21 protein-coding genes and 1 tRNA gene are annotated in these 22,950 nt (G+C 65.0%); 3 read left to right on the top strand and 19 right to left on the bottom strand.

Annotated features, from left to right (window positions below; all coding sequences use genetic code 11):
- Window positions 1–47: 47 nt before the first annotated feature.
- Complete coding sequence (gene polA, locus ACYVF5_RS10415; protein ID WP_460946038.1) at window positions 48–2,702, bottom strand: DNA polymerase I; 2,655 nt, start codon at window positions 2,700–2,702, stop codon at window positions 48–50.
- Between the two features lie 68 nt (window positions 2,703–2,770).
- Here polA and ACYVF5_RS10410 point away from each other — a divergent pair, with 68 nt between their 5' ends.
- Window positions 2,771–3,193, top strand: a complete 423-nt coding sequence (locus ACYVF5_RS10410; protein WP_460946036.1) for a hotdog fold thioesterase — start codon at window positions 2,771–2,773, stop codon at window positions 3,191–3,193.
- A 139-nt stretch (window positions 3,194–3,332) separates the two neighbouring features.
- Here ACYVF5_RS10410 and ACYVF5_RS10405 read toward each other — a convergent pair whose 3' ends face one another.
- The gene (locus tag ACYVF5_RS10405; RefSeq protein ID WP_460946034.1) at window positions 3,333–3,938 is read right to left on the bottom strand and encodes an ANTAR domain-containing response regulator; all 606 of its coding nucleotides are present in this window, start codon (window positions 3,936–3,938) and stop codon (window positions 3,333–3,335) included.
- An 83-nt stretch (window positions 3,939–4,021) separates the two neighbouring features.
- Window positions 4,022–4,106, bottom strand: a tRNA-Leu gene (locus ACYVF5_RS10400).
- A 201-nt stretch (window positions 4,107–4,307) separates the two neighbouring features.
- Between ACYVF5_RS10400 and ACYVF5_RS10395 the strand changes: the two genes are divergently transcribed.
- Window positions 4,308–4,646: a DUF7882 family protein gene (locus ACYVF5_RS10395; RefSeq protein ID WP_460946032.1), complete on the top strand. Its 339-nt coding sequence runs from the start codon at window positions 4,308–4,310 to the stop codon at window positions 4,644–4,646.
- 39 nt (window positions 4,647–4,685) lie between these two features.
- Here the strand turns inward: ACYVF5_RS10395 and ACYVF5_RS10390 are convergent, their stop codons facing one another.
- The 5 genes from ACYVF5_RS10390 to ACYVF5_RS10370 all read right to left on the bottom strand — a co-directional run bounded on the left by ACYVF5_RS10390 (window position 4,686) and on the right by ACYVF5_RS10370 (window position 8,113).
- Window positions 4,686–4,997 carry a DUF7882 family protein gene (locus tag ACYVF5_RS10390; RefSeq protein ID WP_460946030.1) on the bottom strand — a complete coding sequence of 104 codons (312 nt, stop codon included), beginning with the start codon at window positions 4,995–4,997 and terminating at the stop codon, window positions 4,686–4,688.
- 46 nt (window positions 4,998–5,043) lie between these two features.
- Window positions 5,044–5,574, bottom strand: coding sequence for a CinA family protein (locus ACYVF5_RS10385; protein ID WP_460946028.1), 531 nt, complete (start codon window positions 5,572–5,574; stop codon window positions 5,044–5,046).
- 51 nt (window positions 5,575–5,625) lie between these two features.
- Entirely contained in the window at window positions 5,626–6,477 is an 852-nt protein-coding gene (locus tag ACYVF5_RS10380) for an SDR family oxidoreductase (protein WP_460946618.1), read from the bottom strand.
- 209 nt (window positions 6,478–6,686) lie between these two features.
- Complete coding sequence (ku, locus tag ACYVF5_RS10375; protein ID WP_460946026.1) at window positions 6,687–7,505, bottom strand: non-homologous end joining protein Ku; 819 nt, start codon at window positions 7,503–7,505, stop codon at window positions 6,687–6,689.
- A gap of 38 nt (window positions 7,506–7,543) precedes the next feature.
- Window positions 7,544–8,113, bottom strand: coding sequence for a DUF6328 family protein (locus tag ACYVF5_RS10370; RefSeq protein ID WP_460946024.1), 570 nt, complete (start codon window positions 8,111–8,113; stop codon window positions 7,544–7,546).
- Between the two features lie 176 nt (window positions 8,114–8,289).
- Here ACYVF5_RS10370 and ACYVF5_RS10365 point away from each other — a divergent pair, with 176 nt between their 5' ends.
- Entirely contained in the window at window positions 8,290–8,457 is a 168-nt protein-coding gene (locus ACYVF5_RS10365; protein WP_460946022.1) for a hypothetical protein, read from the top strand.
- A 117-nt stretch (window positions 8,458–8,574) separates the two neighbouring features.
- Here ACYVF5_RS10365 and pyk read toward each other — a convergent pair whose 3' ends face one another.
- The 11 genes from pyk to hisI all read right to left on the bottom strand — a co-directional run bounded on the left by pyk (window position 8,575) and on the right by hisI (window position 22,945).
- Window positions 8,575–10,023 carry a pyruvate kinase gene (gene pyk, locus ACYVF5_RS10360; protein WP_460946020.1) on the bottom strand — a complete coding sequence of 483 codons (1,449 nt, stop codon included), beginning with the start codon at window positions 10,021–10,023 and terminating at the stop codon, window positions 8,575–8,577.
- 90 nt (window positions 10,024–10,113) lie between these two features.
- A complete protein-coding gene (locus ACYVF5_RS10355; RefSeq protein WP_460946018.1) occupies window positions 10,114–11,571 on the bottom strand; it encodes a glutamate synthase subunit beta in 1,458 nt (485 codons plus the stop codon).
- Window positions 11,564–16,120 carry a glutamate synthase large subunit gene (gene gltB / locus ACYVF5_RS10350; RefSeq protein WP_460946016.1) on the bottom strand — a complete coding sequence of 1,519 codons (4,557 nt, stop codon included), beginning with the start codon at window positions 16,118–16,120 and terminating at the stop codon, window positions 11,564–11,566. The genes ACYVF5_RS10355 and gltB overlap by 8 nt, the downstream gene beginning before the upstream one ends.
- Before the next feature lie 89 nt (window positions 16,121–16,209).
- Window positions 16,210–17,199, bottom strand: coding sequence for a prolipoprotein diacylglyceryl transferase (gene lgt / locus ACYVF5_RS10345; protein WP_460946014.1), 990 nt, complete (start codon window positions 17,197–17,199; stop codon window positions 16,210–16,212).
- 47 nt (window positions 17,200–17,246) lie between these two features.
- Entirely contained in the window at window positions 17,247–18,050 is an 804-nt protein-coding gene (gene trpA, locus ACYVF5_RS10340) for a tryptophan synthase subunit alpha (protein WP_460946012.1), read from the bottom strand.
- Window positions 18,047–19,270, bottom strand: a complete 1,224-nt coding sequence (gene trpB / locus ACYVF5_RS10335; protein WP_460946010.1) for a tryptophan synthase subunit beta — start codon at window positions 19,268–19,270, stop codon at window positions 18,047–18,049. Before trpB ends, trpA begins: the two co-directional genes overlap by 4 nt.
- A 1-nt stretch (window position 19,271) precedes the next feature.
- On the bottom strand, window positions 19,272–20,042 hold the full coding sequence (gene trpC / locus ACYVF5_RS10330; protein ID WP_460946008.1) for an indole-3-glycerol phosphate synthase TrpC: 771 nt from the start codon (window positions 20,040–20,042) through the stop codon (window positions 19,272–19,274).
- Between the two features lie 4 nt (window positions 20,043–20,046).
- A complete protein-coding gene (locus ACYVF5_RS10325) occupies window positions 20,047–20,274 on the bottom strand; it encodes an HGxxPAAW family protein (RefSeq protein WP_460946006.1) in 228 nt (75 codons plus the stop codon).
- Between the two features lie 75 nt (window positions 20,275–20,349).
- A complete protein-coding gene (locus tag ACYVF5_RS10320) occupies window positions 20,350–21,018 on the bottom strand; it encodes a Trp biosynthesis-associated membrane protein (RefSeq protein WP_460946004.1) in 669 nt (222 codons plus the stop codon).
- Window positions 21,015–22,538: an anthranilate synthase component I gene (locus ACYVF5_RS10315; protein ID WP_460946002.1), complete on the bottom strand. Its 1,524-nt coding sequence runs from the start codon at window positions 22,536–22,538 to the stop codon at window positions 21,015–21,017. The genes ACYVF5_RS10320 and ACYVF5_RS10315 overlap by 4 nt, the downstream gene beginning before the upstream one ends.
- Window positions 22,535–22,945, bottom strand: a complete 411-nt coding sequence (gene hisI / locus ACYVF5_RS10310) for a phosphoribosyl-AMP cyclohydrolase (RefSeq protein ID WP_460946616.1) — start codon at window positions 22,943–22,945, stop codon at window positions 22,535–22,537. The genes ACYVF5_RS10315 and hisI overlap by 4 nt, the downstream gene beginning before the upstream one ends.
- Between the last annotated feature and the right edge of the window lie 5 nt (window positions 22,946–22,950).

The following is a 22,950-nucleotide window of genomic DNA, read 5'->3' as shown; positions in this document are numbered from 1 at the left end:
AGCGGATCACCGGTGCAACGCGCGGAGCAGCGGGCACACGGCGAACCTCAGTGGGCAGCGGCATCCCAATTGGAGCCATGTCCCACCTGCACGTCGAGCGGAACACGCAGCTCGGCCGCGGTACCCATACGGGACGTGACAATCGATTCGAGGGCATCGTCCTCCCCCGCGGCGACCTCGAACACGAGCTCGTCGTGGACCTGCATGAGCATTCGGGACCGGAGGCCGTGCTCGGCGACGTCTCTCTCGATGTTGATCATGGCTATCTTGATGATGTCGGCTGCCGAGCCTTGGATCGGGGCGTTGAGCGCCGCTCGTTCGGCGTTGTCCCTGAGCACCCTGTTCGGGCTCTTCAGGTCGGGGAAAGGGCGGCGGCGACCGAAGAGCGTGGTGGTGTAGCCGTCGACCTTGGCCTGCACAACGACCTCGCGCAGGTAATCCCGCACCCCGCCGAAACGTTCGAAGTAGTCGGCCATCAGCTGCTTCGCCTCAGACGTTTCGATGCGCAGCTGCTTCGACAGCCCGAAGGCGCTCAGGCCGTATGCGAGTCCGTACGACATCGCCTTGACCTTGGTGCGCATCAGCGACGTGACGTCGGCAGGATCGACGCCGAAGATCCGCGCACCGACGAAACGGTGCAGGTCCTCGCCGCTCTTGAACGCCTCGATCAGTCCGTCATCACCGGACAGGTGCGCCATGATGCGCATCTCGATCTGCGAGTAGTCGGCGGTGAGCAGTGTGTCGTAGCCCTCGCCGACCTCGAAAGCCGCGCGGATGCGCCTGCCCTCTTCTGTGCGCACGGGGATGTTCTGCAGATTGGGGTCGTTCGACGAGATGCGGCCCGTCGCTGTGCCGGTCTGGACGTAGCTCGTGTGGATGCGGCCGTGTTCATCGATGGCCTTGTCGAGGGTTTCGACGATCTGCCTGAGCTTGGTCGCGTCACGGTGCTCGAGCAGCAGGCCGAGGAACGGGTGGGGATTCGACGCCTGCAGATCGGCGAGCGACGAGGCGTCGGTGGAGTAACCGGTTTTGTTCGCCCGGGTCTTCGGCATTCCCAGCTGGTCGAAGAGCACCTCTTGCAGCTGTTTGGGAGACCCGAGGTTGACCTCGCGCCCGATCTCGGCGAACGCCCTCGCGGCGAGATCGGCGATGCGGGCGCCGAGCTGCGCGGACAGTTCTGCGAGTTGTTCGTGATTCACGGCGACACCGCGCAGTTCGATGTCGGCGAGGGCGAGTGTGATCGGCATCTCGATGGTGCGGAGCACCTCGAGCGATCCGGTGTCGAGCGCCTCTGTCAGCGGAGCGACGAGACGCTGCGTGTACCAGGCCTCACCCGCCGCGCCGATGGTATCGGCCATCGGCACGAGCTGGTTCGGATCCGCCACCGGCAGCTGTTCGCCGAGATACCTGGACACCAGGTCTGAGAGCGTTTTGTCCTGCCCACCCGGGCGGAGCAGCCAGCCTGCCACGAACGTGTCGAAGCTGAGGCCCGAGATCGAGAGTCCAGCTCGTCGCACAGCCTTGATCTGATGCTTCGCGTCATTCATGATCTTCGGTGCGTCGCTCGCCAGCCAGGCCTCGAAGGGAGCGTAGTCGGCCCTGTTCGGCTGCCATGTCAGCGCAACCGACTCGGTGTGAGAGGCGATGCCGACAGTCGCGGGCAGGCCACCCATCGTGTCGATCGTCAGGGCGAGGCCGTCTGGATTGGCGGCCTTCTGCCGGTCGAGCCACGCCAAGAGCTCCTCGTCGAGGAGCTCTTGGGGCTTGGGCATCCCCGCCGCAGCCGGAGCCGGCTCAGCCGGCCCGACTGTTGCTCCCTCGAAGGTGAGCAGGCGCTCGAGCAGCGTGCGGAACTCAAGGCGTGCGAAGACGTCGCGCACGGCGTTCTCATCGATCGGCTGCTTCTTGAGGTCGGCGAGATCGACGGGAAGGTCGACATCGGTGAGCAGCCTGTTGAGCCTGCGATTGCGCACAGCGTTCTCTTTGTGCTCACGAAAGCTCTCACCGACTTTTCCGGCGATGTCGTCCGCGTGCGCGAGGATCTCATCGAGGCTGCCGAACTGTTTCAGCCACTTGACGGCCGTCTTCTCACCGACCTTGGGAATGCCGGGCAGATTGTCGCTCGTCTCACCGACGAGTGCCGCGATCTCGGGGTACTGCCACGGCTCGATGTCGTATCGGTCCCTGACCTTCGCGGGGTCGTACCGGGTGAGGTCTGACACACCCTGCCTCGAGGGGTACAGCAGTGTCACATTGTCGTTGACGAGCTGGATGGTGTCGCGGTCTCCAGAGACGACGAGCACACGATAGCCGTCCGCGGTGCCGCGGACCGACAGCGTTGCGAGGATGTCGTCTGCCTCGTAGTCCTCTTTTTGGATCGTCGTGATGTTCATGGCGGCGAGTGCTTCTTGCAGAAGCGGCACCTGGCCCATGAACTCGGGGGGTGTCTCACCCCGCGTCGACTTGTAGTCGGCGTACTCGCGGGTGCGGAACGAGAAGCGGGAGATGTCGAAGGCAACGGCGATGTGGGTCGGATTCTCGTTTCTCAGCAGATTGATCAGCATGGCGATGAACCCGTGGATGGCGTTCGTATGCTGACCGTCCCTGGTCTGGAAACTCTCGACCGGGAGCGCATAGAACGCGCGGAATGCGAGCGAATGACCATCGATGACGAGCAGGGTAGGCTTTTCGGAGTCCGACACATGCCCAGCCTACAAGCGTGCTCAGACACTCGATGTCAGCGTGAGCCGGCGGCGACGAGGGAGCGACCATGAGCACAGACACCGGGAATGCGTTCGCCTATCTGCGAGCACGCGGCATCGGCGCACTCGCCGAGAAGATGGGTATGGAGTTTCTCGAGTTCACGGTCGAACGCAGTGTCGCCACTCTTCCTGTCGAAGGCAACACGCAGCCGGCGATGCTGCTCCACGGTGGTGCCTATGTTGTGCTGGGCGAGTCACTCGGCTCGATGTCGGCCAACCTGTTCGCCGGCCAGGGCAAGCTCGCCGTTGGCATCGAGATCAACGCGTCGCACACGGCGTCTGCCACGAGCGGCCTCGTCACGGGGGTGTGCACCCCGATCCACCTGGGGCGAACGCTCACGGTGCACGAGATCGCGATCACCAACGAGGCGGGCAAACGATGCTCGACCGTGCGGATCACGAACATCATCAAGGATCTCACGACGAACTGACCAGGCGCATGAGCGCCGTCCGGCGATCGACCAGCACCGGGCCTCGACGAGTCCGCCCACGGTGAGGGTCTCGACGACCTCGAGGGTCTCGACGACCGCGAGGGTCTCGACCCGCTTCGCTAGACCGAGCGCTGCGCACTCACTTCTTCGCGGAGAGCTGTTCGATGATCGCCTGTGCGACATCGTGCATGGTCAGCCGGCGGTCCATGGACGCCTTCTGGATCCAGCGGAAGGCCTCTGGCTCGGTGAGGCCCATCTTCTCGTTCAGGAGTCCCTTTGCACGGTCGACGAGCTTGCGGGTCTCGAAGCGCTCGACCATGTCTGCCACTTCGGCCTCGAGCGTGAGGATCTGCTGGTAGCGGCTCAGCGCGATCTCGATCGCAGGCAGAAGGTCGTTCGGTGTGAACGGCTTGACCACATAGGCGAGCGCGCCGGCTTCGCTCGCGCGCTCGACGAGTTCTTTCTGGCTGAACGCCGTCAGGAGCACAACGGGGGCGATCTGCGCCTTGTTGAGCCGCTCGGCGGCTGAGATCCCGTCGAGTTGCGGCATCTTGACGTCCATGATGACGAGATCAGGCCGCAGTTCGGTTGCGAGCGCGACAGCCGTCTCTCCGTCACCGGCTTCTCCGACCACCTCGAAACCGTTGTCCCGCAGGATCTCGACGATGTCGAGGCGAATCAGGGACTCGTCTTCGGCGACAACGACACGGCGGGGGGCTTGGGTGGTTGCTTCTTGCTCAGTCACGGGTAAATCCTACGGTAATCCCGAGCAGGTTGTTGTGCCTGGCCGGTGTGGCGGAACGGGGCGGCATACCGGAGACGTAGGCCTGGTGCTCGTCGAGGGACTTGAACCCTCACGCCTTTCGGCACGCGATTTTGAGTCGCGCGTGTCTGCCAATTCCACCAGACGAGCGAACAGGTCAAGCATATCGTGCGCGATGGGACCGGCGATCGCGTCACACAGTCGTCTGCGCGGTCCTGCACGATGCCCGTGGGGCCGCCTCGCTCTCGTCTGCCGTTCGCGGTGCCGAGGGTCTGAGTCCCACTGGCACAAAAGCTGCGACATTCAGAGCGATGAATACCTTTTATCGTCGCTCGATGAGAACATGGACACATGGGCGAACTCATTTATGGTGCAGGCACCGTGTACGAGATCGAAGACCGAACGCTCGCACATGTGAAGGCCGCAGTCGGAGCGAAGCTGCGCCGACACGAGAGCTTCTACCTCAGTTGGACCCCTCAGGGCAACGACGGGAGGGTCACGCTGTGGATTTCGCCCTCAGTTCCCCTGCAGTTCCACTTCAACGAGTCGGTTCCGCCCGAACTCAGTCGTGACTGGCTCGACGCGCTCGCGCAGTCGTCCCACAGTCTGCGAGGCATGATCATCTCGCCAGAAGCGGATGCCTCAGGAATTCTCGCCAGTGCGCATGAGAAGTCCGGCTCACCGGATTGAGTCCGGAACACCTGACCGACCGGAGAAAACCTGTAGCGGTCAGCGGCGTGTGATCTCTGCAGCAGGTTCGTCTGCGAGGTCCATGCCGTTGGCGCTGTTCGCCGATTCCATCAGCTGCTCGAGCCATTCACGGTTGATGCGCGGCTGCCGGCTGCCGTGGTACTTGAAGTAGAGCGGGATTGCCGTGTCGATCCAGATGGTGCTTCTGCCGTCGCCGGTCTCGGGCGAGTCGCGCCATGAGACGGTGAAGCTCTCTTTGCGCCTGAGCTTCTGCACGATGACTATTTGAAGGTGCGCGAGGGTGCGATCGTCAATCTCGATCTGCATCGAACCATAGTTCAGAACACCCATCGTGCCGCCTTTCCCGTCCTGTCACTGCATCCTACCCACTGAGAGATCACTTCGATGCTGAATCGTGGCGTTCCTCGGTCGCGAGGGCATGGACCCTGCTCTCAAGAAGACGCAGTGCGGCCACGACGGTCGACGCGATGATCTCGTCCGGCTCGCCGCCGAGCTGACGCTTTGCCACGTGCACCTCGCCGTGTGGGGAACGACAACCGATGAACACGGTTCCGACAGGTTCTCCCTCGAGCTCGTCTGGGCCACCGACACCCGTCACAGACAGAGACACGTTGGCCCCCAGGAGTTTCGCCACCCCCGTTGCCATCTCGCCAGCCGCGCGTTCGCTGACGACAGGGCCGGGTGAGACGCCGAGCACACGGTGTTTCACCTCGGCCGAATACGCGACCACACCCCCGAGAAACCACTCGGACGAGCCGCTCGCGGCACCGAGCGTCGTGGCGATCAATCCGCTGGTCAGCGATTCGGCGACGGCGACCCGAAGGTGACTGCCCTTGATGGTCTCGGCGATGCTCGCCGCAAGGCTCTCGGAGTGAATGTCGTCCTCCCCCTCTGGTTTTGCCGTCATCGATTTCTCCCGTCGTGCGCTGGCGGATCCGACACCGTTACGCCGATTGTGTCAGAGTCCCTTGCCCCCCGTGACTGGCAACACGGCTCCTGACACATATGAGGCGTCAGCGGACGCCAGGTACACGTACGCTGCTGCCAGCTCCGCCGGCTGACCCGCGCGACCGAGCGGGGTGTCCTGCCCGAAGCTCGGCAGTTTGTCTGGCCAGGAGGTCGCCGGAATCAGCGGCGTCCAGATGGGCCCGGGCGCCACAGTGTTGACGCGGATCCCCCGTTCGCCGAGTTCCTGGGCCAGCGCCTTCGTGAACGCGACGAGCGCTGCTTTCGTCATGGCATAGTCGATGAGCTGCGGCGACGGGTTGAACGCCTGGATCGACGAGGTCGTGATGATCGAGCTCCCCGGCTTCAGATGAGGTATCGCCGCCCGCGCGGTCCAGATGGTCGAGTACAGGTTCGTGCGGAACACACGGTCGAATTCGGCCGTCGGGAGGTTCTCGAGGCCGTCGCGGTTCTCCTGGTATGCGGCGTTCAGCACAACGATGTCGAGATGCCCGAACTGGTCCACCGTTCGGCGGACGAGTTCTGTGCTGTACTGCTCGTCCCTGGCATCGCCCGGCAGCAGAAGCGAACGTTTGCCGGCGCGATCGATCCACAGAGCCGTGTCCTCGGCATCCTGCTGTTCCTCGGGCAGGTACGCGATCGCGACGTCTGCGCCTTCACGGGCGAATGCGATGGCGGTCGCACGCCCGATGCCGGAGTCGCCGCCGGTGATGAGGGCGACCTTCCCCCGCAGCTTGCCGTGCCCGACATAACTCTCTTCACCGTGGTCAGGGACGGGGTTCGTCTTTGAGGTGAGCCCGGGCTGCTTCTGCTCCTGCACGGGGAATCCCGCTGTGCGGTGCATCGTCTGGGGGTCATCGCCCGTCGTTCCTGCGCTGGTGTTCCCGTTCGCATCGTTCGACATCGAGTCTCTCCTTCGCTCCCGTGGCCGTTCGCCCGCGGGTCCATGGGCATGACGGTACGCGTGGCGGAGAGCCCGCTCAAGGGGTTGACCAACGGCGGTTCACATGACCGTGACCGGTCCCTGCGCGAATCTCCTCGGCCGCGGCGTCTCTATCCGGCCTTCTTACGGGACTTCTTCTTCGACGAACGGGACTTGTCCACGCTCTGCCTGAGCGCCTCCATCAGATCGATCACTTCTCCGTCGCCCTCGCCCTCGGCCTCCTCGCCGAACGTCTCTTCTGTGTCGATGGCGTCGCCCTTCTTCAGCTTCTCTTCGATCAGGGTGCGCAGCTGCACCTGATAGTCGTCGACGAAGCGATCGGGTTCGAAATCGTCTGCGAAGCTGTCGACGAGCGCGCCAGAGAGCTCCAGCTCCTTGTCCGAGATGCGAACGCTCTCGTCGAGCGCGGGAAAATGCGCTTCACGAACCTCGTCGTCCCACAGCAGTGTCTGGATCATCAGCACGTCTCCCATGGCGCGCAGGGCACCGAGGCGCGACTTCTGTCTGAGGGCGAACTGAACTATGGCTGTCCTGTCGGTCTGCTCGAGCGTTCTCCGCAGCAGAACGTATGCCTTCGGCGATGAGGAGTCCGGCTCGAGGTAGTAGCTGCGATCGAAGAGGATCGGGTTGATCTGGTCTGTCGGAACGAACTCGACGACCTCGATCTCCCTGCTGCGTTCCGCGGGCAGCGAGGCCATGTCCTCGCGGGTCAGAACGACTGTGTGCTCGCCGTCGTCATACGCCTTGTCGATGTTCTCGTATTTGACGATCTTGCCGCAGACCTCGCACCGCCGTTGGTAGCGGATGCGGCCGCCGTCTTTGTCATGGACCTGGTGCAGCGAGATGTCATGATCTTCGGTCGCGCTGTATACCTTCACCGGAACATTAACGAGGCCGAAAGAAATCGCGCCTTTCCAGATCGCTCTCATGAGTCAAGTGAACACCCGATGGCCGCGGAATTCCACCGTCAGTGTCGCGGGGAGGCGCCGCCGGCCTGACGATCCGGTTCAGAAGAGCGGCGGGCGGCGAACGGAACCACGAGGGCGAGCAGCAGGATGACGACGGCCGTGACGACGGCTCCGACGATTCCTGCACGCCGGCTGACGACGAAATCGAAGACGAGCATGATGGTTCCGATCATCGTCAGGCTCACACAGATGAACGCCGCACGGAGGAGAAGGTCGCCGAAGGCGACGGTGACCATTTTCATCCGCCGACGGAAAAGCGCGCGATGCAGGACCACCGGCGCGATGCTGAGCGCCGTCGCGAGAGTCGACGCGGACAGCAGAGCGAGGTAGAGCACGATCTGGAACTCGTCGAGCTCGTCGAATCGCGGCTGAAACGCGATGGCGAGCAGGAACGCGGTGAGAATCTGCGTGCCTGCCTGGAGCACACGGAGTTCCTGCAGAAGATCCTTCCAGTTGCGGTCATACCGTTCGGAGGGGGTCTCGTCGCGTTCATCGCGGACGGCGTCATGGGTGTGGGGCGTCGGCTCTTCTCCGGCCGCATGATCGCGATGGTCGTGTGATCCCTGCACCGCCCACCTGCCTTTCGTCTCGTCTCCCGGCCTAGCATCGCGGACGAGCCAGAATCAACCCCCTTGGTCTGGGCAGCGAATCGTGCTTCGTTTCAACGGTACGAGAAATCAGCTCGTGCCCGGCGCCTCGGTGCCATCGCATTCGCGCGACGAGTGCGGGAACGAAAGGAGAGAACATGAACATTCTCATTGCCATCATCGCGATCATCGCGGTTGTGCTGCTGATCACCGGCGGGCTCGTGCAGTCGCTGCAGTTTCTGCTGTGGATCGGGCTTGTGCTCGCGGTCATCGCCGTCATCGTGTTCCTCATCCGCATGATCACGGGGCGCAGAACCGGCGTGTAGCCGGTCTTCACAGCTGACCGAACAACACTCAGGGGGCGCGGCTCAATGCCACGCCCCCTGAGTGCGATCGAATGTGCCCGATCGATCGAATGTGCCCGACCGGATGTGGCCGATGCGTCAGGTTGCGACCTTGTACGCAGGTGCGACCCCGCCGTGGGCGTCACCAACCCTGTGCACACGAAGGTCGTTGGTGGAGCCCGCGATTCCGGGAGGCGACCCCGATATCACAACGACCTTGTCACCGGCCTCCGCCATCTTCTGGCCGAGAAGGATGTCGTCGACCTGACCGAACATCGCGTCTGTGTGAGTGACCCGGTCGACGAGGAAGGCCTCCACCCCCCAGTTGAGCTGCATCCGACGACGAACCGCCTCGTCGGGTGTCAGGCCGAGCACCGGGATGTCCGTGCGCAGCCTGCTCATCCGGCGGACGGAGTCCCCCGATTCGGTGAACACACAGAGGAACTTGGCGCCGACGAAGTCGGCGACCTCGACGGCGGCGAGGGTGATCGCCCCGCCCTGGGTGCGGGGTTTGGTTCCGAGTGGCGGAATACGGTCGAGCCCGTGCTCTTCGGTGGACGCGATGATCCGCGCCATGGTCTGCACAGTGACGACGGGGTACTCGCCGACACTGGTCTCGCCACTCAGCATCACCGCATCCGCACCGTCGAGAACCGCGTTTGCGACGTCAGACGTCTCTGCGCGTGTCGGGATCGGGTTCGAGATCATGGACTCGAGCATCTGTGTGGCCACGATGACGGGCTTGGCCATACGACGGCAGAGCTCCACGGCTCGTTTCTGCACGATGGGCACAGCCTCGAGCGGAAGCTCGACACCGAGATCGCCACGCGCGACCATGATGCCGTCGAAGGCCTCGATGATCTCTTCGAGGGCATCGACGGCCTGCGGTTTCTCGATCTTCGCGATGACGGGAAGCCTGCGTCCCTCCTCTGCCATGATCTCGTGCACCCGATCGATATCGCTCGCGTTGCGAACGAACGAGAGCGCGATGAAATCGGCGCCGAGCGCGAGACCCCATCGAAGGTCGGCCTCGTCCTTCTCGCTGAGTGCTGGCACGTTCACGGCGACGCCCGGCAGGTTGATTCCTTTGTTGTTCGAGACCGGACCGGCGACGACGACCTCGGTGGTGACGACCCTGCCGTCGGTCTCGAGAACGCGAACCTTGACCTTGCCGTCGTCGATGAGCAGGAAATCGCCCGGCTTGACGTCGTTCGGGAGTCCCTTGAACGTTGTAGAGGCGATGTCCTTCGTGCCCAGGATGTCGTCGGTCGTGATCTTGAAGACGTCGCCCTCGGCGAGTTCGTGGGGGCCGTTCTCGAACTTGCCGAGGCGGATCTTCGGTCCCTGCAGGTCGACGAGAACGGCAATCGGACGGCCGGCGTCTGAGGCGGCCTTGCGGACTGTCGCATAGACACCCTCGTGGACGTCGTACGTGCCGTGGCTCAGGTTCATCCTGGCGACGTTGACGCCCGCATCGATGATGGCCCTGACGTCTTCGTAACTCGATGTCGCCGGACCGAGGGTTGCGACGATTTTGGCTCGTCTCATTGCGTGGGTTCTCCGTTTTTCTGCGTGTGAACGCGGTGCTGGGGGGTCGGATTTCTTCGAGTGCGGGCAGAAAATACCCGCGGGGTGAGTCTAGAGCGCGATGGCGTGATCGGTGGGGCGGACAGGGGCGGGAAGAGCGGTCTCGCCCTCGAGGTAGCGGTCGACCTCAGCAGCGACCGCGCGGCCTTCGGCGATGGCCCAGACGATGAGCGACTGTCCCCTGCCTGCGTCGCCGGCGACGAACACACCCGGCTCGGTGGCCTGGAACTCGTCATCGCGCACGACGTTGCCTCTGTCGTCGAACTCGAGACCGAGCTGCGAGCTCAGGTCGTGGGGTTCTGGGCCGGTGAAGCCGAGTGCGAGCAGCACGAGATCTGCGGGGATCTCGCGCTCTGTCCCGCTCTTGGGAACCCGCCGGCCGTCGACGAACTCCGTTTCTGCGACCCGGATTGCGCGCACTTCGCCGTTGTCATTCGGCAGGAACTCGACGGTCGAGACCAGGTAGTGCCGCTCGCCGCCTTCTTCGTGCGCGCTCTGCGTCTCAAAGAGCAGCGGCGCCATCGGCCACGGCTGGTGTTCTGGGCGCGAGGTGCCAGGCTTCCGTCCGATGGCGAGGTTGGTGACGGACGCCGCCTGCTGGCGATGCGCGGTTCCTATGCAGTCGGCGCCGGTGTCTCCTCCGCCGAGCACGACCACATGCTTGTCTTCTGCGGTGATCTGGCCGGGAACGTCGTCTCCGGCCACTGCGTGGTTCGACTGCACGAGGTATTCCATGGCGAAGTGCACACCCGAAAGCTCGCGCCCGGGGATCGGGAGATCGCGTGGAACGGTCGAACCGGTGGCGATGACGACGGCGTCGTAACGCCGCCGCAGCTCATCCCAGCTGATGTCGACACCGATGGTGATGCCCGCCCGAAAACGGGTTCCTTCGTCGGCCATCTGCTTGAGCCGCGTCTCGAGGTGGCTCTTCTCCATCTTGAAATCGGGGATTCCGTATCGGAGCAGGCCGCCGATGCGGTCGTCCCGCTCGAAGACGGCGACCGTATGCCCCGCTCGGGTGAGCTGCTGTGCTGCGGCGAGTCCGGCCGGACCGGATCCGACGACGGCCACGGTTTTGCCGGTGAGTCGCTCGGGCGGGTGCGAGTCGACCCAGCCGTTGGCGAAGGCCTGGTCGATGATCGAGACCTCGACCTGCTTGATCGTCACGGCCGGCTGGTTGATGCCGAGCACACATGAGCTCTCGCACGGTGCAGGGCAGAGGCGCCCGGTGAACTCGGGAAAATTGTTCGTCGCGTGGAGGCGTTCGATGGCCTGCCGGCCCTCACCGCGCCACATCAGATCGTTCCACTCGGGAATCAGGTTCCCGAGCGGGCAGCCCTGATGGCAGAACGGAATGCCACAGTCCATGCAGCGACCGGCCTGACGACGGAGCTGGGTCGGGTCGCCCTTCTCATAGACCTCTTTGAAGTCCATGATGCGCACGGCGACGGGCCGCCGCGGTGGGAGCTCTCGCTCCGTGACCTTCAGGAACCCCTTCGGATCAGCCACCTGTTACCTCCAGAATCCTGCCCCAGACCACGTCGCCGTCCGGGTCGAGCCCTTCAGCGACAGCGTCATCACGAGTGCGCAGCACTGCTGCGTAGTCCCTGGGCTGTACTTTCACGAATGCGGACTGCACCTCGTCCAGGTTGTCGAGCATCTGAGACGCGACAACGGATTCGGTGCGTTCAGCGTGCTCCTTGAGCAGGGCACGCACGACCTCGATATCGGCGCGATCGAGGGGCAGCAGTTCGAGCTCGCCGCTGGCCAGCGCTTCTGTGTTCACGCGATCGGCGGTGAGCCCGTAGACGAAGGCCGTCCCGCCAGACATCCCGGCGCCGAGGTTGCGTCCCGTTTCACCGAGGATCAGCGCTGTGCCGCCTGTCATGTACTCGAGGGCGTGGTCTCCGACGCCCTCGACGACTGCCGTCGCTCCTGAATTGCGGACGAGGAACCGTTCGCCGACGAGTCCGCGGATGAACATGGTGCCGCTTGTCGCGCCGTATCCGATGACGTTTCCGGCGATCACGTTGAGCTCTGAAGCGAATGTCGCATCGCGCGGAGGTCGCACGATGATGTCTCCGCCGGAGAGCCCCTTGCCCACGTAGTCGTTCGCATCCCCCTCGAGCCGCAGCACGATGCCGTGGGGAAGGAAGGCGCCGAACGACTGGCCGGCGGTTCCGGTCAGCGTGACGTCGATGCACTCGGACGGCAGACCGTTCTCGCCGTGCCTCTTGGTGACCTCGTGTCCGAGCATCGTTCCGACGGCGCGATCCGTGTTCCTGATCGGAAGCTGAATGATGACCGGTTCTGCGCGATCGAGCGCCGCGTCGCTCAGGCGGATGAGCTCGTTGTCGAAGTGCCTGTCGAGCTCGTGAAGCTGCTCTCGCGCGTGCTTGCGGGGCTCATCGTCGCCGAAGCGCGGTCCATGCAGGATCGGCGCGAGGTCGAGCCCAGAGGCCTTCCAGTGATCGACGGCCCTGCTGGTGTCGAGCAGTTCGGTGTGGCCGATGAGTTCGTCGAGCGACCGGAACCCGAGCTCGGCGAGATACTCACGCACCTCCTGCGCGATGAACTCGAAGAAGTTCACCACGAACTCCGGCTTTCCGGTGAAACGCTCACGCAGAACCGGGTTCTGCGTGGCCACGCCGACCGGGCAGGTGTCCAGGTGGCAGACCCGCATCATAACGCAGCCGGAGACCACAAGCGGTGCTGTGGCGAAGCCGAACTCCTCAGCTCCGAGAAGCGCGCCGATGATCACGTCACGGCCCGTCTTCAGCTGGCCGTCGACCTGGACGACCACTCGATCGCGCATGCCGTTCAGCATCAGAGTCTGCTGGGTCTCTGCCAGTCCGAGCTCCCATGGAGTGCCCGCGTGCTTGAGGGAGTTCACGGGGCTGGCACCGGTTCCGCCGTCGTGGCCAGACACGAGGATGACGTCGGACAGCGCCTTCGCGACGCCAGCGGCCACGGCACCGATGCCCGACTGGCTGACGAGCTTCGTGTTGATGCGCGCGCTCGGGTTCGCCCGCTTGAGGTCGAAGATGAGCTGCTTGAGGTCCTCGATCGAATAGATGTCGTGGTGAGGAGGCGGCGAGATCAGGCCGACACCCGCCGTCGCGTGTCGCGTGCGCGCCACCCACGGGTACACCTTGGTCGGGGGAAGCTGCCCACCCTCGCCCGGCTTCGCCCCCTGGGCCAGTTTGATCTGGATGTCGTCGGCGTGGGTGAGGTACATGCTCGTCACGCCGAACCGGCCTGAGGCCACCTGCTTGATTGCGCTCCGGCGCTCGGGGTCGAGAAGACGATCCGTGTCCTCACCGCCTTCACCGGTGTTGGACTTGGCTCCGAGCCGATTCATGGCAATGGCGAGAGTGGTGTGCGCCTCTTCAGAGATCGACCCGTAGCTCATGGCCCCCGTGGAGAACCGCTTCACGATCGATCCCACGGACTCGACCTCGTCGAGGGGAACCGGCGGCCGCTCGCCCAGCTTCAGCGAGAACATCCCGCGCAGGGTCATCAGCTGTTCAGACTGGTCGTCGATGAGACGCGTGTAATCGCGGAAGATGTCGTAGCGTCTGCTTCTGGTGGAGTGCTGCAGTCTGAAGACCGTGTCTGGGTTGAACAGGTGGGGTGCGCCGTCTCGCCTCCACTGGTACTCCCCGCCCGTGGCGAGGCGTTCGTGCGCTATCTCGGAGGGATTGAGCGGGAAGGCGGCTTCGTGACGGGCCAGGTTCTCTGCGGCGATCACGTCGATTCCCACACCGCCGAGCTTGGTCTCGGTGCCGGTGAAGTACCTGTCGACGAACTCCTGGCTCAGCCCCACGGCCTCGAAGGCCTGTGCGCCCGCGTAGGACGACACCGTCGAGATGCCCATCTTCGACATGATCTTCAGCACACCCTTGCCGAGGGCGTAGATGACGTTCCTGACGGCCTTCTCGGGGCTGACGCCCTGCACCATTCCTCGACGGACGAGGTCTTCACACGTCTCCATCGCGAGATACGGGTTCACGGCAGAAGCCCCGTAGCCGATGAGCGTGGCGACGTGGTGCACCTCTCGCACGTCGCCCGCTTCGACGATGAGGCCGACCTTCAGCCTGTTCTCGGCGCGGATGAGGTGGTGATGGACGGCCGCGAGCATCAGCAACGACGGCACAGGAGCGAGATCCTTGTTCGAGTCGCGGTCGGAGAGCACGATGAACTGGGCTCCGTTCGCGATGGCCTCGTCTGCCTCTGCGCACATCGCCTCGAGGCGGTTGTGCAGGGCGTCCTTTCCTTCGTCGAAGCGGTAGACCCCCCGGATGGTGGTCGTCGTGCGACTGCCGGGCGTCGGATCGATGTGCTGGATCTTGGCGAGCTCGTCATTGTCGATGACCGGGAAGTCGAGGACCACCTGTCGAGCATGCTCCGGGCCGGAGGTCAGCAGGTTCCGCTCCGGACCGACGGTGAGCTTGAGCGAGGTCACCACCTCTTCTCGGATCGAGTCGAGCGGCGGATTGGTGACCTGGGCGAACTGCTGCACGAAGTAGTCGAACAGCAGCCGAGGTCGCTTCGACAGGACGGCGATGGGGGTGTCGGAGCCCATCGCACCGAGGGGCTCTGCACCGGTCTGCCCCATCGGCATCAGCAGCATCCGCACTTCTTCCTCGGTGTATCCGAATGTGCGCTGACGCCTGGTGACGGACGCCGGGGTGTGGACGATGTGCTCACGCTCCGGAAGGTCTTTCAGATTGATGCGACCGCTCAGCCACTCGCTCCACGGCTTCGACGCGGCGAGCTCGTCTTTGATCTCCTGGTCCTCGATGACACGGCCCGCCTCGGTGTCGACGAGGAACATCTTGCCGGGGCGAAGGCGTCCCTTGCGCCTCACCCGCGCCGGATCGATGTCGAGCACACCGATCTCGCTCCCGAGCACAACCAGTCCGTCTGTCGTCTCGAGCCAGCGGCCGGGGCGCAGACCATTGCGGTCGAGGGTCGCTCCGACGAGAGAGCCGTCTGTGAAGGTGAGCGCGGCCGGTCCGTCCCACGGCTCCATCTGCATGGAGTTGAACTCATAGAAGTCGCGTCGCTGCTGCGAGATGCCCTCCTGCTTCTCCCACGCCTCTGGCACCATCATCATCATGGCGTGCGGCAACGACCTGCCGCTCAGCGTGAGGAGCTCGAGGACCTCGTCGAATGATGCGGAATCGCTCGCTCCGGGCGTGATGATGGGAAGAAGCGGGCGCATGTCTCCGATCAGGTCGGACTCCAGCTGCGACTGACGTGCTCGCATCCAGTTGCGGTTGCCCTCGACGGTGTTGATCTCGCCGTTGTGCGCCATCATCCGAAGCGGCTGAGCGAGAGGCCACGACGGGAAGGTGTTCGTCGAATACCGGGAATGCACGATGGCGAGTTTCGACGCGAAGCGAACGTCGCTGAGATCCGGGTAGAACGGCTCGAGTTGCAGGGTGGTGACCATGCCCTTGTAGACGAGGGTTCTGGCGGACAACGAGATGAAGTATGCGCCCAGCTGCCGCTCTGCGCGTTTGCGCAGGCGGAACGTCATACGATCGAGGTCGATCCCCTTCGCCCCGTTCTCGGCGCTCACGAGGAGCTGCTCGAAGACGGGCATCGCATCGCGCGCGAGCTTTCCGAGGTGGTGCGGCTCTGTCGGAACGAGACGCCAGCCGAGCACACGCAGACGTTCTTCGTGAGCGATCTTCTCGATGCCGGCCTTCAGCTCCGTCCGCTCTGTGCCGTCGGTCGGCAGAAACGCGATTCCCACGGCGTACTCGCCGACGGGTGGCAGGTCGAACTGCACAACGGCGCGCAGGAACTCGTCGGGGATCTGCGTCAGGATGCCTGCCCCGTCGCCGGTGCCCGCGTCTGAGCCGATAGCACCGCGGTGTTCGAGGTTGCGGAGCGCGTCGAGTGCGGAGGTGATGATGTTGTGCCCTGCATTACCGCGCAGAGTGGCGACCATGGCGAGGCCACAGGCGTCTTTCTCGTGGGCGGGGTTGTACATTCCCTGTTTGGCCGGGAACGCACTGAACGGGGGCAGACTTGGGCTGGGCAGCATTAAACCGTCCTCACGAGAGACAAAAGAGAGCTGGGACGTCACTGGCCCGCATGGAGGGGAGCCGCGCGATGGCGACGAGCAGACGGGCGTTACCGAACGCGGCTCGCGTCTGTGTGTGTGCCGTTCTCGCTTGTGGCGACGGCACCAGATGAAGTGGCTGGCTGATCGGGATCGCTCAGGTCGACGTATTCTGAATCACTATTGTCTGCTGATTCTACCCCAGACTCTGCGGGGCTCCACTCGCGGCCGAGCACATAGGGGCTCGGCTCCCGCCCCGTGTGCCGCCTCGATTGCACGGCGATGATGGCGAGACCGACGACGACGGCGACGAGCGCCGCCCAGACGTTGACGCGCAGGCCGAGGAACACCTCGCTCGGGTCGATCCTGATCGACTCCCACACCGTTCGGCCTGCGCCGTACCAGATCAGGTAGACCGCGAACAGCTTTCCCCACTGGAGGGTGAACGTCTTGCCGAGCCAGAGGAGGACGGCCACACCGGCCAGGTTCCAGATGACCTCGTAGAGGAACGTCGGGTGGAACAGGGTCCCCGCGGGCAGCCCGACCGGATATGCCGGGTTCGACGCCTCGATCTCGAGTCCCCACGGGAGGGTTGTGGGAATGCCGTACAGCTCGTGGTTGAACCAGTTGCCGAACCGGCCGAACGCCTGGGCGAGAAGCAGTCCGGGGGCGAGTGCGTCCGCGAAGGTCCAGAATCGGATGCCGGTGACGCGGCATCCGATGTAGGCGCCGATGGCGCCGCCGATGAGGGCGCCGAAGATGGCGATGCCACCCTCCCAGATGTACAGGGTCTTCAGCAGGTCTGCGCCGGGGTAGAAGTAGTCGTTGGGGTGGGTGAGCACGTGGAAGACCCGCGCCCCGACGATGCCGAACGGAACCGCCCAGAGCACGAGATCGAGGATGACTCCCGGCTCTGCGCCGCGCCTGTTGAGCCTGACGTGGGTCAGGACCCCGGCGGCGATGATGCCGGCCAGTATGCACAGCGCGTAGAAATGGATCGTGAACGGCCCGAGTTCGATGAAGCTCACGTCGGGACTCGGGATGCTCTGCCTGATGGTCACCTGGCGTCACGCCTTTCTGAGGGAGCGGAAGTGCAGCGCGTACAACTCTAGTTCGCGTGCGTGGGCTGCGGCGACACGGTTCCTGTGGCGAGTTCGCCTGCAACCGCAGCCACTCGCTCGACGCCGCCCTCACCGAGCGCGGTGACGAGCGCGGATCCCACAATCGCACCGTCGGCGTAGGCGAGCACCTCCCTGACCTGATCGGCCGTCGAGATCCCCAGGCCGACGCAGGCGTGTCTGGCGCCGACCGACCGCAACCGGCTCACCAGCGTGCGAGCGGCGGTGTCGACGTCTGCACGCGCGCCGGTGATTCCCATCGTCGAGACCGCATACACGAATCCCCGGCTCAGCTCGGCCGCGCGGCGCAGCCTCTCGTCGCTCGAGGTGGGCGCTGCGAGGAACACACGATCGAGGCCTGCTCGCTCTGAGGCCGTGAGCCACTCGGATGCCTCGTCGGGGATCAGGTCGGGAGTGATGAGGCCCGCTCCCCCTGCAGCGAGAAGATCGTCGGCGAAACGCTCGACGCCGTACTGCACGACAGGGTTGAAATAGGTCATCATCAGCACGGGGACGTCGACGGCGCTCGTGATGGCGCGGACGGCGTCGAAGCCGTGGCTGAGCCGGAATCCGCGTGCGAGCGCACTCTGCGTGGCAGCCTGGATGACCGGTCCGTCCATCACCGGATCGGAGTACGGCAGGCCCAGCTCGATGATGTCGACACCGCTCCTGGCGATCGCGATGGCTGCCTCGACGCTGTCGTCGAATGTCGGGAAACCGACGGGCAGGTAACCGATCAGTGCCCCGTTGCGCTCGGTGTTCGCGGTGGTGATGGTCGATTCAACGTGACTCACGACTGGCTGGCCCCTTCATCGATGAGGTCGAAATAGCGACCGGCTGTCTCCATGTCTTTGTCTCCACGACCGGAGAGGCTCACCAGGATGGTGGCGGCCGGGCCGAGCTCGGCGCCCAGAGCGAGTGTGCCGGCGAGTGCGTGTGCCGACTCGATGGCGGGGATGATCCCCTCCGTACGGCTCAGCAGGCGCAGCGCTGTCATCGCCTCTGCGTCGGTGACCGGGCGGTACTGGGCACGCCCGATGCCGGCGAGCCAGGCGTGCTCCGGTCCGACGCCCGGGTAGTCGAGCCCGGCCGAGATGGAGTGGGATTCGATCGTCTGGCCGTCTTCGTCCTGCAGGAGCAGGCTCCTGGCGCCGTGCAGAATGCCCATACGGCCTTTGGTGATCGTCGCGGCGTGACGCGGAGTCGAGACACCGTCTCCCGCGGCCTCGAATCCATACAGTGCGACATCGCTGTCGTCGAGGAAGGCGTGGAAGATGCCCATCGCGTTCGAGCCGCCGCCGACACACGCGGTGACGGCATCCGGCAGCGAGCCGGTGAGGTCGAGCACCTGGCTGCGTGCTTCTTCGCCGATCACCTTCTGCAGGTCTCTGACCATCTCGGGGAACGGGTGGGGGCCGGCGACGGTGCCGAAGATGTAGTTCGTCGTCTCGACGTTCGTCACCCAGTCGCGCATGGCGTCGTTGATGGCGTCTTTGAGCGTGCGTGAGCCGGTCTTGACCGCGACGACCTCTGCGCCGAGCAGCCGCATCCTGGCCACGTTGAGCGCCTGGCGCTCGGTGTCGACCTCGCCCATGTAGACGACGCAGTCGAGGCCGAACAGCGCAGCAGCGGTCGCCGTCGCCACACCGTGCTGGCCCGCACCGGTCTCGGCGATCACCCTCGATTTTCCGATGCGCTTCGTCAGCAGGGCCTGGCCGAGCACGTTGTTGATCTTGTGCGACCCGGTGTGGTTGAGGTCTTCGCGTTTGAGGATGATGCGTGCCCCGCCCGCGTGCTCGGCGAAGCGCGGCACCTCAGTGATCAGCGACGGTCGCCCGACATAACTGCGATTCAGCTCGTCGAGCTCGCTGCGGTAGGCGGGGTCGGCCTTTGCCTCCTCCCACGCGACAGTGAGCTCATCGAGCGCTGCGACGAGGGACTCCGGGACGTACCGGCCCCCGAAATCACCGAAATACGGTCCGGTCTGCTCCCGGAGAGGTTTGCCGTCTGGCACGTTATACCGCCAAATATTCGTTCAGGGTGGACACGGGGTCTTGGGTCACGAGTGCTTCGCCGACGAGCACAACATCGGCACCGGCGTCGCGATAGCGGGCGACGTCTTCCGCGCTTGTCACTGCCGACTCCGCCACGCGCACGACTCCCGCCGGAATCTGCGGCGCGAGCCTGGCGAAGAGGTCTCTGTCGAGGTCGAAGGTGGACAGGTCACGCGCGTTGACCCCCACGAGGTTGGCGCCGAGTTCGAGAGCACGCTCGAGCTCGGACTCGCTGTGGGTCTCGACGAGCGCAGTCATGCCGAGTTCGGTCACGAGCCCGTACAGCCCTTCGAGGGAGCGCTGGTCGAGTGCCGCCACGATGAGGAGCACAAGATCGGCGCCGGCCGCACGTGCTTCGAACACCTGGTAGGGCAGCGAGATGAAGTCCTTGCGCAGGACGGGGATCCCGACGGCGGCGCGAACGCTGCGCAGATCGTCGAGTGACCCCTTGAACCGTCGGCCCTCGGTGAGCACGCTGATCGCACTCGCTCCCCCGGTCTCGTACGAGACGGCGAGCTGTGCCGGATCGCGGATCTCGGCGAGGTCCCCCCGAGAGGGGCTGGCGCGTTTCACCTCAGCGATGATCTTCACACGATCGGCGGGCGCAAGCGCGGCGAGGGCGTCGATGGCAGGAACGGCAGCGCGTGCGTTCTGCTCGACGCGCTCGAGCGGCTGCAGCTGCTCGCGCGCGCGCGCGTCTGCAGCGGCGCCGGCCGTCAGCTCGGCCAGCATCGGCTCAGTGCTCCTTCGCCGAGTATCTGGGGCTGTTCGCGCCGTAACCGGCTTTTGCCATGATCCAGCCGATCAGCGCTCCGGCCACCAGCAGGCCGGCCGAGACCCATACGAGCCACTGGAGGTCGAGAAAGAAGGCCACAGTGCCGATGGCGAACGCGATCAGCATCACCACGACGGCCGTCCACGCTGCGGGTGAGTGACCGTGACCGGCTTCAGACTCAGTGCTCATGAAACTCCTTCTGAATAAGACCAGACAAGTCTATCTGGTGGCGAGTGCGGCTCGAGGCGCCGGGCCGGGCCTCGATCAGACGGTCGGGTCGTCTCCGCGGCTGAGGTCGTCCCAGCTGTCGACCGCGTCGTGTTCCGAGACCCGATCGTCGCGCTCGAGCCGTGGAGCGCGATAGCGGCGCGACGATCCTGGCCAGCGTCTGGACGTGGCGCAGACGGCGACCCCAGCGGCGCCGATGCCGAGCCCGGCCGCCAGGGCGAGAACCGGCCATGCCGTCTGCTCGGCGCCGTTGATGAGGGCGGCAACGGAGTCATGGCCGGCGATCCCCGTGACCGCCGTCACCGCCGGCTCGCTCGCGGTGACCGGATCGATGATCGCGAGGAATGCCGAGAGCGCTATGCAGAGCCCGATCAGGGTGGTGAGAACACCCAGAACCACACGGAACAGGCGACCGGCGATGGCCAGCGCCGCCGCGAGTGCGAGCCCCGAGATGCCGAGCGCCATGATCGCGGGCGCCGCGGACTGCCCGTCGACTGCTGTCGGTTCTACGGTGCCTGGCTGCACGGTGACAGCGGCGGTGAACCAGTCCTGCGTCCATGAGATCATCGCGAATCCGCTCAGCGCGAGCAGCACGAGCAGAAGTGAGTATTTGACACGCCCAGAGGGCCGGGTTTCCCGTGCGTCGTTGTGACCGGAATCAGCGTTCGGCGACGGATCCCCGGCGCCCGTGACTCCGCCGGTCACGACACTCTCGTCATGGCGTTGGCAACGGCTACCGCGCGCAGCGGGGCCGCAGCCTTGTTCTGCGATTCCCGGTATTCGCTCTCGGGGTCTGAATCGGCCACCACACCCCCACCGGCTTGGACGTGTGCGATGCCATCCATGATCACCGCCGTGCGGATGGCGATGGCCAGGTCGACGTCACCGGAGAAGGCGAAATAGCCCACCACCCCGCCGTACACCCCCCGCTGCGCCGGCTCGAGCGCGTCGATGATCTCGAGCGCTCTCGGCTTCGGCGCGCCGGAGAGGGTGCCCGCCGGGAACGTCGCGCGGAACACATCGAGCGCTGAGGCGTCTGCACGCAGATCGCCCTCGACCGTCGACACCAGGTGCATGATGTGGCTGTAGCGCTCGATGCGCATGAACTCGGTCACGGACACCGTGCCCGGCTCACAGACTTTGAGGAGGTCGTTCCGAGCGAGGTCGACGAGCATCAGGTGCTCAGCGCTTTCCTTCGGATCGCCCGAGAGCTCGTCTGCCAGCTCGATGTCGTGCTCGGGGGTCGAGCCCCTGGGCTTGGAGCCGGCGATCGGGTGTGTGATCACACGCCCGCCCGTCACCTTCACGAGCGCCTCGGGCGACGATCCGACGATCGAGTACGGCTGCCCGTCTGGCGTCTGCAGAGTCAGCAGATACATGTAAGGGCTCGGGTTCAGCGTGCGCAGTATGCGGTAGACGTCTATCGCGTCTGCGTCGCACGGCTCTTCGAAACGCTGCGACACGACCACCTGAAAGACATCGCCCTCGCGGATGTGCTCCTTCGCCGTGACGACGGCGTCGACGAAGTCCTCTTTGCGCGTTCGCAGCCGCGGATCGGGGGCCCGCTCGAGATCGACGTCGGCGAGCCACGCCTCGCTCGGCCCTCCGAGCAGCCGCTGCATGCGATCGAGGCGCTGCTGGGCTTCGTCCCACATCGTGTCCGCCGTGTCGCGTCCGTCGTTCAGCACGTTCGCGATGAGCTGCGCCGACCCGGTGCGGTGGTCGAGTGCGATGAGCTCTGACACGAAGCACATCGCCTGCCCGGGAACGGCGAACTCAGATCGCGGCCCGTTCGGGAGCCGTTCGATCTGCCTGACCGCTTCCCACCCGATGAAGCCGACGAGGCCGCCGGTCAGCGGCGGATGCTCGGCGAGGGCAGGCGTCTGCCAGCGCTTGTGCATGGCCTCGACGGCGTCGAGCGGTCCGAGTCCGGCGACCGATCCCATGGCCCTGTCCGCGTCGATGCCGTAGTCGAGCCAGTGCGCCCTGTCGCCGGACTGTGTGAGCACGCCGAACGACGAAACGCCGATGAAGGAGAAGCGGGACCAGATGCCGCCCTGTTCGGCGGACTCGAGCAGGAAGCTGCCCGGATTGGACATCGCGACCTTGCGGTAGATGCCCACCGGCGTCTCACCGTCGGCGAAGAGCTCCCTGACGACCGGAATGATCCTGTGACCGCCGATGAGGGCGTCGAACCCCTCGCGGGTCATGCTGCGGCCGCTCATGGCGTCTGCTGCCCGTCCCGTGGCGTGCCGCTTGTGACCGAGAGGTCGGCGACGGGGTCGAAGTCACGAGCGTCGAAGCAGGTGCGGGTTCCGGTGTGGCAGGCCGCACCGACCTGCTCGACCTGCACGAGCAGGGTGTCGCCATCGCAGTCGAGCCTTGCGCCTCTGACGTACTGCACGTGGCCGGAGGTGTCGCCCTTCCGCCAGTACTCACGGCGGGATCGCGACCAGAATGTGACGCGCCCCTCCGTGAGCGTGCGGCGAAGCGCCTCAGCGTCCATGTAGCCGAGCATCAGCACCTCGCCGGTGTCCCACTGCTGGATGATGGCCGGAACCAGCCCATCCGGGCCGAAAGAGACATCCTCGATCTGCGCCCGGCCGTCGGCAGGCCTGACGTCGTGTTCCATCTCGC

The organism is Okibacterium endophyticum (genome assembly GCF_054780075.1).
The sequence above is the reverse complement of the archived record's forward strand: the minus strand, read 5'-3'. Positions and strand labels throughout refer to the sequence as shown.